Source organism: Bhargavaea beijingensis (assembly GCF_900101985.1).
In the GTDB taxonomy this organism is placed as follows: domain Bacteria; phylum Bacillota; class Bacilli; order Bacillales_A; family Planococcaceae; genus Bhargavaea; species Bhargavaea beijingensis.
In genome coordinates this window covers 1-10200 of sequence record NZ_FNAR01000036.1, presented here as the reverse complement: position 1 = coordinate 10200, position 10200 = coordinate 1, and the positions used below count along the sequence as shown (strand labels likewise).

The 10200-nt window shown below is 55.1% G+C and carries 9 protein-coding genes and 1 pseudogene; 3 read left to right on the top strand and 7 right to left on the bottom strand.

The features are described 5' to 3' along the window. Positions 1 to 353: 353 nt before the first annotated feature. From BLT01_RS14785 to BLT01_RS14770, 4 genes are all read right to left on the bottom strand, one after another. Positions 354 to 1649 carry an efflux RND transporter periplasmic adaptor subunit gene (locus tag BLT01_RS14785; protein WP_092099086.1) on the bottom strand — a complete coding sequence of 432 codons (1296 nt, stop codon included), beginning with the start codon at positions 1647 to 1649 and terminating at the stop codon, positions 354 to 356. Next, positions 1642 to 2334, bottom strand: a complete 693-nt coding sequence (locus BLT01_RS14780) for a hypothetical protein (RefSeq protein ID WP_092099084.1) — start codon at positions 2332 to 2334, stop codon at positions 1642 to 1644. The genes BLT01_RS14785 and BLT01_RS14780 overlap by 8 nt, the downstream gene beginning before the upstream one ends. A gap of 206 nt (positions 2335 to 2540) precedes the next feature. Then, on the bottom strand, positions 2541 to 2993 hold the full coding sequence (locus BLT01_RS14775) for an IDEAL domain-containing protein (RefSeq protein WP_092099083.1): 453 nt from the start codon (positions 2991 to 2993) through the stop codon (positions 2541 to 2543). A 98-nt stretch (positions 2994 to 3091) separates the two neighbouring features. Beyond that, positions 3092 to 3460 (bottom strand): hypothetical protein, encoded by a 369-nt coding sequence (locus BLT01_RS14770; RefSeq protein ID WP_092099080.1) that lies wholly within the window; start codon positions 3458 to 3460, stop codon positions 3092 to 3094. Between the two features lie 250 nt (positions 3461 to 3710). On the opposite strand from BLT01_RS14770, the gene BLT01_RS14765 reads away from it, so the two are divergent. Together BLT01_RS14765 and BLT01_RS14760 are read left to right on the top strand one after the other, a co-directional pair. Then, positions 3711 to 5291: a hypothetical protein gene (locus tag BLT01_RS14765; RefSeq protein WP_092099077.1), complete on the top strand. Its 1581-nt coding sequence runs from the start codon at positions 3711 to 3713 to the stop codon at positions 5289 to 5291. Beyond that, on the top strand, positions 5288 to 8017 hold the full coding sequence (locus BLT01_RS14760; RefSeq protein ID WP_092099074.1) for a DEAD/DEAH box helicase: 2730 nt from the start codon (positions 5288 to 5290) through the stop codon (positions 8015 to 8017). The genes BLT01_RS14765 and BLT01_RS14760 overlap by 4 nt, the downstream gene beginning before the upstream one ends. A 121-nt stretch (positions 8018 to 8138) precedes the next feature. Here BLT01_RS14760 and BLT01_RS15275 read toward each other — a convergent pair whose 3' ends face one another. Both BLT01_RS15275 and BLT01_RS14755 read right to left on the bottom strand, forming a co-directional pair. Beyond that, a complete protein-coding gene (locus BLT01_RS15275; RefSeq protein WP_176765185.1) occupies positions 8139 to 8300 on the bottom strand; it encodes a hypothetical protein in 162 nt (53 codons plus the stop codon). 105 nt (positions 8301 to 8405) lie between these two features. Further along, on the bottom strand, positions 8406 to 8936 hold the full coding sequence (locus BLT01_RS14755; RefSeq protein WP_245696955.1) for a single-stranded DNA-binding protein: 531 nt from the start codon (positions 8934 to 8936) through the stop codon (positions 8406 to 8408). 286 nt (positions 8937 to 9222) lie between these two features. On the opposite strand from BLT01_RS14755, the gene BLT01_RS14750 reads away from it, so the two are divergent. Beyond that, positions 9223 to 9666: a YwpF family protein gene (locus BLT01_RS14750; protein ID WP_092099088.1), complete on the top strand. Its 444-nt coding sequence runs from the start codon at positions 9223 to 9225 to the stop codon at positions 9664 to 9666. Positions 9667 to 9835: 169 nt separating this feature from the next. Here BLT01_RS14750 and BLT01_RS15460 read toward each other — a convergent pair. Then, positions 9836 to 10200 (bottom strand): annotated as a pseudogene (locus BLT01_RS15460) (group II intron reverse transcriptase/maturase); the annotation flags it as partial.

Sequence of the window (10200 nt, the reverse complement as noted above, 5' to 3'; positions counted from 1 at the left end):
ACAGGTACGGTTTGCCTCAATAAGCCATATGGCGGATTGAAGCGGAGGGCCCGAGACACCTGCGGGAAAAGCGTTAGCCGAAGACCCCGCAGATGTTGCGCAACGCTTTGCGATGCGCACAGACGCCAGTCTACGTACTGGCGCCGGCTAAGGCAACGCCCGCGGACTAGCGGACGCCGTCACGAAGAACGGCGTCTGTGGCCAAAAGCGACAGCGTTGGCCAACAAGGGCCCGCAGCGGAAATCCGGAGGATTTTATGGAAAAGAAAAAAACTGCAGACAACGGAGTAATATACTCACTTTGTCTACAGTCTGAGCCGTCCGAAATATCGGACGGCCCTCCCGTTAATCGGCTTAACGGAACAATATGAAATGCATGTAATCGCGCCAGTCATGTGCTTTCCATTCTTCTTTGGACGGCCATTCAAGCGGCATGGGGAGGATGACGGCAGGCGGTGAGATCGTCCGGTCATAGATTGGGCCCGTAATCACGAAGTCCCCCTCGTATAGGTTATCCGTGATGATGCTCTGTCCTTTCCAGTCGAACGGTGTAATGACCGGAACGTTCTTGGCATACCCTTCATTGTCGATGACGGTGACGATCGCTTCGTCCCTGGACTTGTCGGTCAGGGCCTCCGACTTCACTGCAACTGCGTCGTACGCCTCCTCGGTGTAGATGACGGCATTGACATTGTTCGCGAACGGCAACACACTGATGTCCTCATTCGGCAGGATCCGCACTTCATAGTAAGCCAGCGGATTGTTGACGTTGCGCTGATCGAGGGTCCGGTAGGCATCGAGCCATTTTGACTCTGGCGCCTCGACTTCCGAGACTGAATGCACACTGCCCTCAATGACGCCTTCAAGCCCGGAAGCTTGTATAAATACGCGGTCTTCCTGCTCGATGTCCTGCCATTCTTCACCGGCCGCATACGTCAGGATCGTACGCTCCGTTGAATAGACATCCACGGCCAGCTGCTCCCCCTGCCGGTGTACTTTGGCTACTGTCCCATCCGCGGGACTGACCAGTGAGAGGGTTTCTCCGCTTTGCTCAAGCTGAGCCTCGACGACTGTCAGTTGGCGCCTGATGTCAGCCAATTGGTTTTCCGCCGCTGCGATGGCATGGGCGTAGGCGCCTCCCTGTGGCACATCAACCTGAACATCGACGCTCAGGTCGACAATCGGGCTGCCGTTGTCTGCGCCGCTATTGTCGAGCCGTTCGTTGGTGCTGGAGTTAGTGCCTGATTCTGCAGAGCGGCGTTCCTGTTCAAGTTGGCTCAGGGAGGACTCCAGGTCACGTTCCTGGGCTTCAAGCGCTTTTTTCTCTGACTGCCAGATTGATCGCTGGCTCTCCATCCGGCCCGTGTCCAGGTTTGCGATAGGCTGTCCGGCTGTGACCGTCTCCCCTTCTTCGACAAGCCATTCCCCGACAGTCGCCTCACGATCGATATAAGCCGTGTAGACCATGTCCGGAATGACCAACCCCTCCTTGGACAGCTTTTCCGTGTAATGACCCGCTACCATCCTCTCGGTTTCAGGTGCATAAACATATTTAGGAACCAGGCTCTTCTGACCATACAAGAGAATCAGGTTTGTTGCGATAAAAGCGGTAACAGCAACCGCCACAGCAATATTCCAAAGCTTATTCAACAGCGGCACCTCCTCCGAAGAGCTCAGTGAACAGCTGCTCGGCGGGAACCATCCCATACAGGGAGACCGCAAGCGCCATCAATACCTGAAGGCCGAGAAGGATCCACAGGAGGCCCCGTCCGGCTTCCGGAAGCAACAGGCGGATAAACCGGAACTGGTAAGCCACAACCAGCGCGGTCCCGATGCTTAATTGGTTAAACAAATAGATCAGGGGCGGATAGGTCATGAATGTCAATGCGAGCGGGCCGAAAGACAGCGGCGAAACCGGAGCCGCGGCTCCGCTCACCAGAAAGACCGCAAAGACGATCGCTTTCTCGAGCAGCAAAATTGCTGTCACAAAAAGCTGAAGGACGACAAGTTTCCGATACCCGGCACTTGTCAGCTTATGTAAGATGAATGCAACGGCATATACATGGAATGCCGTGTAAATGACAGACCAGAGGATTGCGGAAGCGAGGGATAAAATCCGCCTCAAAGCAAATGTTCCCTCCGCCCCCGACACTGCGATCGGCGTGAGGTCACGCGTACCGATACCCCACATATTCATCAAGGCATACAGGACGGCTGCGGAAATGAATAACCCGGCAATCCGCCACCGAAAGCCCTTCATCGCACTCCCGGCCATTCGGTCTGTCAGTTCCCGTTGGTTCAGCAGGAAATGCCAGAACTTGAATTCGAAAAACATACGCCCATATCCCTTCACATCCGATAGGTTAATAGCTTACTCTTTTCAACTTTACCAAATTTAAGCCGATTTGTATGCATTCAACCGCTGCAGGATAGTTGGATAACACAAACAAGGGTACGGCGATGAGACTGCTGCCGGCCTCCGGTTTTGAACGCCAAGAACCCGCCGGAGATTGACGGCGGGTTCTTTAAAAGTCATCTATTTTATAAAGTGCCGTTCAACTGTTCGGTCAGATGGTGGAAGAGGTCCCGGTCTCCTTGTTCAAGTGCTCGGTCAATCAGATTCAGCAGGTTGATCCGTTCAAGTTCTTCAATCAGGTTTTCCGCTTCACCGGGTTCGAGCAGCAGCGGGTCATTTTCCATAATGTCCGCCCCTTGCAGGATTTCTTTGAGATGGGCGTGGATATCCGATATGAGCAGTAACTGATAAAGCGGGAGGCGGATGAAGCGGCTGCCTTTCTGGAAAACGAAAATATCACCAAGGTTTTCGACTTGGAGGTTTTGGAGGTTGATGTGGATCTCTTTCCCTTCCGACGGAATGAAATGAAATAGCTCTTCACCTTTTTTAATCGTGAAGTACTGATACTCAAAGACCAACTTCACCTTCGCCTGTTCCTGCGTAACGTAAAATGGCTTCATTCGTTGAATGTGCAGCATGGGGCTCCCTCCTTTTCTAAATATTCCGTTATCAACAGTTTACCATAATTATATGAAAGCGCATACAGAATAATCCGGGCTTGAGGCCCGGGATTGTTTTATTCACCCGAACGGGGATTTTTCCGGCTTTTCTTCCTCGGCCGATGGCCTCCGGCCAAAAAAAACCCGAACCCGTCTTTTCCGAACTCCATCACATAAGATGACAGGAAGGCGTGCGCGGTCTCACGGAAAAGCTGCCCATCCTCCGACGCCTTGTGAAAGATGATGACCTGCTCGGCAAAATCCACGCTCACATTTCTCAGGTGGAAAGGCCCATAATCCATTCCGGAAAGCTGTATGTAAGCTCCGGCTCCTTCCATGACGACTTTGTAGCCGGTCTCTCCTCCACCTTTCCTCTCAATCAGCCGCCAGTTCCCCGGCCTGAAGTTGCCCTGCTGTCCGTTGAATCTGATTTCATACAGAGTCATTCCTCATACTCCTCTATTTCCCGCTTCATTAAAATCAACGTAATGACAAACCAAGTTAAGCATATTGGATATTCTCAAGGACAGGTACCGCGATGGACAGTCTTAAAGAATGGGCTGTCCCTCCGTTTACGATTGTTTCCAGGCATCGTATAATGGAGGGACAGCCTTTTTTAGTTTAATGGAGGTTCGGGGCACTCACCCGGCATTGCTGTCCTGCCCGGAATACAGCTCATGGAAAGTGGTGTGTTGATTGATCGATCAGCTTACGGAAGTCGCCGATATATATAGAACTGAAATTGTTGATGCGATGGAGCAGCAAAAACGACTGCCCATCACATATGAAGTGAGAGAACGGAGGTTCCGCCAGGCGGCAATGATGGTCCGAAACGACTGGCTGCGCCTTCTCCAGTCCGACCAGACCGGGATTGTCCGGTTTGCCTTCCCGGGCTATCCCCAGCCGGAAGCGGAAATCCGCCTGTATAATCCGCGGGCGGTTTGCAGCGTTCACGGAGACAAAGGCTGCGAGCATACAACGGCCGCCTATTTCGCGCTGTACCAGCGATTTGCCTCCCTGTCGGACTGGCTCGCAGAGTGGCGGCACTCGGCAAGCAAGATTGCCGCTCCGTCCCGGACCATGGAAAAGACGCCGGATGCGTGGCATGATGTGTTGGATCAACTGGCGGGCACTTTTCCATCAATCGGCGAGAATGTCCCATTCCATATGATCTCCTCCGCAGTTACGCTTTACCGACAGCAGGTGCGGGAGGCGGAACCGTTCGAACAGGAATGGAAGCCGCTTTTCCGGCTGTATGCCGGGCTGTTCGGTTTGCGGGCCGTCACAGCGGGGGCCCCGGCGGGCGGATTCTCAATCGGATACGACCGGTGGCAGTATGGTCGCCTGCTTGACTCGCTGACAGACGGCATCAGGGACGAACTGAATCTTCTTTCCTCCACCCGCCGGCTGTTTGCCGCAGATCCGTTTTACCACGATCTTGAGGAACTGAGCCGGAATCTGACCCTTTCTGCAGAAAACGCTCAGGGCAGGTGGCTGTCCGTCTACCACGAGATGTGGGAATCCCTCTTTAACGGAAGCGATGCGCGCCGACGGGAGCTTGACACGCTACGACGGTTGAAAGCCGCGGGCGAACAAGCGCCGGCACTCAGGCTCATGACCGCTTATCTTGAATTGCTATCCGGTGTATCAGCCACCGGCCTTGATGCGGCGCTTGAGAAAAGCGATCTGCCGCTTTTCCCGTCCTACTTGGACATGGCATCGAGCCTTGCGGAAAACGGCGATGCCGATGCAGCCCGGGATCTTCTCATGTCGCTTGTCCCTCAGATTAAAAACTACATGGAATCCGTATCATTTCTCGACCAGCGTACCGCGGCCGGAAGACTGGCAGACCTTTGCCGCGAAACAGACGTGCCCGACGAAACTGCTGCCGACATCCTGTTCCGATGCGGCAGCGCAGCAGAAGCCGAGTATGCCGAATTCCTCCTGAGCCGGGGCCACTACCGGGAATGGGCAGCGTACCATCATCTGAATCGTTCCGGCCTCGAGCGAATTGAACGGACGGGGCTGAAGACGATGATGGAAGAAGCTCCGATGGAGGCCGTCTTCCTTATGAACGTCCATGTTGAGGAACAGATTGCCCAGAAAAGCCGGCAGAATTATCGGGAAGCCGTCCGTATCCTGAAAAAAATGAAGCGTGCCGCGAAAAAAGCCGGGCGGACCGAATGGTGGTCCGGCTACATCGGCGCGCTGCGGCGGCGGCATCAGCGGCTACGCGCACTGATGGAGGAACTTGAGAAAGGAGGACTGCTGTCATGAAGCCGCTCACTCTGAACCGTGACATCCGACTGTCTGTCAGCGAGTCACCCGACGGCGGTTTTCTGATTGCCGGATTCGATTCGTCAGGTGACATTATCGGAAGCCGGCCGCTGAAAGAATTGCTCTTTTTCAGTCACACCCGCTCTTACATGGGCCTGCTGATCGAAGATCGTGATGGGGCTGTCCGGGCCGGAAACCGAGATATGATCGAGTCATTCGGTGATCCCCATCCGTTTGTCCGCTTTCTCGGCAAGTCCGATGAAGACGAGAGTTGGATCGGCATCTTCAAGGAAGCCGCAGCAGTTTACACGGAACCGGGGCTGCCCCGCATCATAGGTGCCCCGGAAGGTTCGCTGCAGGTCGCCAAAGGCGTCTCCGAGGAAACTGCACGCCTCCTCGGAAAGGCCTTTTTGGAAATTCTGGCCGAGGGCGGCATCGGGCAGGACCGCCTGGAAGATGTCATCCGCTTCCGCCGGTCCGAAGCATCGCAGACATCTGTCACCCCCCTGCCCTTCCGGATGGCGCTCCGGCTGTCGGAACCTGAACATGAAGATGACGGATGGATGCTGGAAAGTGTCCTGGTGAACCCGAAAACCGGCACGCACTGGACACCGGCAGCGGGCAAGGTCACAAAACCGGTATCCGAAGCTCTCCCAAAAAAGTGGAAGCCATTTACACATTCAGTCTCAAGGATGCAATCGAGCATCCGCACCGTCCTAACCGGCGACCATGGCAGCGGGGACAGTTCGTTTATCTCCCTTTCCCTTGAGGACCATGAAGTCCGGGAGTTCCTGAAAGAAGATCTGCCGCTCTTTCAGGCTCTCGACATCGATGTGATCCTGCCGGGCTGGCTCCGGGAAGCCGCTGAACGCCGCGTGCGTGTCCGCGCTTCCGCCTCAGCCGGTTCATCAGGCAATGCCCGCCTGGACGATGCGCTCAGCTTCAACTGGACGTTTTCCCTTGGCGGCGCCGACATTACAGCCGAGCATTTCAAGCGGCTCGTCGAAGAAAAGCGGGAATTCATCCGTGCGGGTGACGAATGGTTCCGGTTGGATGCCGCCTGGCTTGCCCGGATCCGGGAGATGATGGAGACGGCAGAGAAAAGCGGATGGACCGTCAAGGATCTTTTGTTCCGCGACCTTGAAGAGGAAATCAGCGCAGGGCGGGACGAACAGGATGAAGATGATGAAGACGATCCGCTGTTTGATTTCCTTCTCCAGCACTCATTGAAGGATGCGGTCGAGCGGATCCGCAGCAAGGAAGGCATCCCCGCCACCTCCGTTCCCGCAGGATTGCATGCCGAACTCCGCCCTTACCAACAGAAAGGGTTCGACTGGCTCGTCTTTATGCGGGAGCATGGGTTCGGAGCGGTTCTCGCGGACGACATGGGGCTTGGAAAAACCGTCCAGCTGATCGCCTACCTGCTCCATGGCCGGGAATCGGGAACGGCGGAAGCCCCTTCCCTGATCATCTGTCCGACCTCGGTGATCGGCAACTGGCAAAAAGAGCTCCAGCGGTTTTCCCCGGCTCATCCGGTTCTCGTCCACTATGGCACTTCCCGCCTGAAGGGCAGTGAACTGGAAGCGGCACTGAGTGCACTCGGCAACGGGCTTGTCCTGACAACGTACGGTACGTTCATGCAAGATCACGAAGCATTCACGGCAATGGAGTGGGATGCGGTTTCGCTGGACGAGGCACAGAACATCAAGAACATGCAGACCAAGCAGTCGAGAGCTGTCCGGAAGCTTAGGGGCCGGCATCACATCGCCCTGACCGGCACACCGATCGAAAACCGGCTCGCTGAATTGTGGGCGATTTTCGATTTTATCCACCGCGGCTATCTTGGACGCTTTTCTGAGTTCCAGGAGGCGTATATCGGTCCGATTGAACGCGACGGCTCGGAAAAGCAGATGCAACGGCTGCGCGCGAAGATTTCCCCATTCCTTCTCCGCCGGACCAAATCCGACCCTTCACTCAAGCTTAACCTCCCTGACAAACTGGAGGAAAACGAATTCGTGCCGCTCACCGAGGAGCAGGCGGCGCTTTACGAAGGGTATATCAGCGAGACAAAGGCAGCCCTCATGGAAGCGGAAGGCTTCCGCAGGCGAGGCATCATCCTGAAGATGCTCAGCCGCCTCAAGCAGCTCTGCAACCACCCTGCGCTCTTCCTGAAAGAACCGATTGCGGAGCCGGACGAAATGCTGGCCCGCTCCGAGAAGCTCGAGCGGATTATCAGCCTAACCGCAGACATCGTCGACCGCGGCGAGCAGGTGCTCATCTTCACTCAATACATCGGCATGGGTGAGCTGATCCGGCACTGCCTGTCGGGCCTATATGATATCGAAGCCCCATTCCTGACCGGCAGCATGCCGAAGGGACGCCGTGACCGGCTCGTGGAAGAGTTCCAGGACGGGGGCTTCCCGGTGTTCATCCTTTCGCTCAAGGCCGGCGGCACCGGATTGAATCTCACAGCCGCCAACCATGTGCTCCATGCAGACAGGTGGTGGAATCCGGCCGTGGAAAACCAGGCGACCGACCGGGCATACCGGATCGGCCAGGATCGTTTTGTACACGTCCGGAAATTCGTGACAATCGGCACGATCGAAGAAAAGATCGATAAAATGATCGCCGAGAAAGCCGCCTTGTCCGCCGACCTGATTCAATCCGGAGCCTGGATCACGGAACTCACCGATGAAGAGCTGAATGACCTGTTCTCGATCGGTTGAGTGAGGGAATCCAGTTGCGCTCGTTGACATCGCGATTCCGGATGTCGCTATGTAGCAGACGGCCCGGCCACCCCCATGGCCGGGCCGTCTTCATCCTGTATTTCCGCCAACTTTCACTCATTCATCGCTTCATGACGAATTGCATAATGTCCGACTCTTGCCAATGACGATCACTCAGCTTTTTTTCCAGATAAATGACACGCTCGTTGAGGTGGGCGATAATCCGGATCAGCTGCTCGATTTGCTGCTCGGTCCGGCCGAGCTGTTGCTCAATGCGCTCCATGCCATAAATTCCTTTCTGAAGGGTGGCGTTTCAGATGAAAGGGAATGGTGCATAAAAGTTGCCGACCGGGAGATTCCGGCGTTGCGGTCCCGCCGGAATCTCCGGTCAAGGCTGGATGGGTTCCTCTTGCTCCTCTACTTTCCGGTTTTCAAATTCGAGTCCGGGCGGGAGATTCTGTCCCCTGCCGGCCTGGCTTCCATGGCGTTCATGATGAGAGTCCTGCATGATCCGATCTTCCTGTACGGCGTCTTGGTAAGGTCCGGATCCCTTGCCGCTTAACCCTTCCGCGCCATCCCCTTGCGGACTGCCGGCCACAACAGTCTTGGGGGACGGCGGTTTGGTCGCAAGGAAACGGACTTCCTCGCTCACCACCTCTGTGACATACACCCGGTTTCCGTCCTTTTCATAGGTCCTGGATTGGAGACGGCCTCCGATACTGATAAGCGATCCCTTGCCGCAGTACTTCACGGTATTGACAGCCGCCTTGCCCCAGGCCGTGCACAAAACGAAATCCGCGTCGTTGTCCCGGTCATTTCTGAATCTCCGGTTGACAGCCAGAACGAAGCTGGTCTGGACCCGCCCTTCCGAAAGATTTTTCAGTTCGGGATCTTTTGTGAGACGCCCGACCAATGCCACCTGATTCAATCGTTCACCTCCTTCGCTGTGGGTGAGCCAAGCATACCCGACCCTCAACGGATAGAGCAAAACGCCATTTTTCAAGAATGGGCCCGGTTTTTGCCGCAAAATCGAATTTTGCGCAATCCGCAATTCGCCATCAGACCGGTTACCCCCTTGATCCGACTGCATTCTCCCCAACGTCGAGAATGCTTCAAAATTCGATTTTGCCAGTTTCTGAAAAAATATAAGGAAAGGGGACGATATGGTATACTGGGCATACGTAAATACCGGGGGGCGAAAGTTTGTGAAGTCATTTAAACTGCTGTCGGTCGATTTTGAGAAAGACGGTGAATTCTTCTCTTGCCCGCTTGTCGACGGAATCATCATCAACGAAGAAAACAGCCGCCGCTCATGGATTCTGGAGATGTTTGTGGACAAAGAGCACAAGCCGGTATTCGATGAATGGCTTGAATCGGGAGAAGTCATTAATACAAAGGCGGTCATTTCCTATCCAGAGAACGAGCCTGCCGGATTCAGGCTTGCAGTTTACGCCGTCAAGGAAATCGGCGACCATATCTCGGTCCTTCTGAAAGGACCGCTGAAGCGCGTCCGGTCCCAGTATGCGGAACACCTTCTTGAGGAACTGATCGCTGAAGGGCTGCAGGGAGATGAGATGCTCGACCGCTTCAGGGCAGACATGAAAAACCGGCCGCAGCTGAAGCGCGACCGGGACAAACAGAATTCTTGAACGGGCGGCCACCCAGGCCGTCTCTTTTCAATCGAGTAGGAGGGGTGACTAACCCCGCCGTCCTCTCACACCACCGTACGTACCGTTACGGCGGTTCAATCAAGATTGATGACGCAAAAGTTCATAACGTGCCATCAGACTGTCGAGCCCTTGGGAACTCCAAAAGGAGCACCCGATGTTCTAAGGAATACGGCATCTTTCGGGAGGTAATCTCCCTGACGCCCTTGCCTTACTCCTGTTGGCTATCCTTATTTTCTGGTTGCGATTTGGAGTGAAGCTGAAGCCGAGAAACTTTCGTTTCCAGTCCACTGCCGACTTCTGTCGGTTCACCTGCCTGCCCGTCTGGACTTCACGTAGCTATTGCAGTCATCGGCGGACAAAGCGGTGACCTCGCTTCTCCAATTCTTTGTCCAGTTCATCGAGGACAATATTGGATAGGAGCGGACTTAAGGGTCCGCCTAGAGGTGCTCCCTCCGTGACTGGCCTGACAAGGCCGTCCTCGAGGACACCTGAATTCAGAAAGCTTCTAATCAG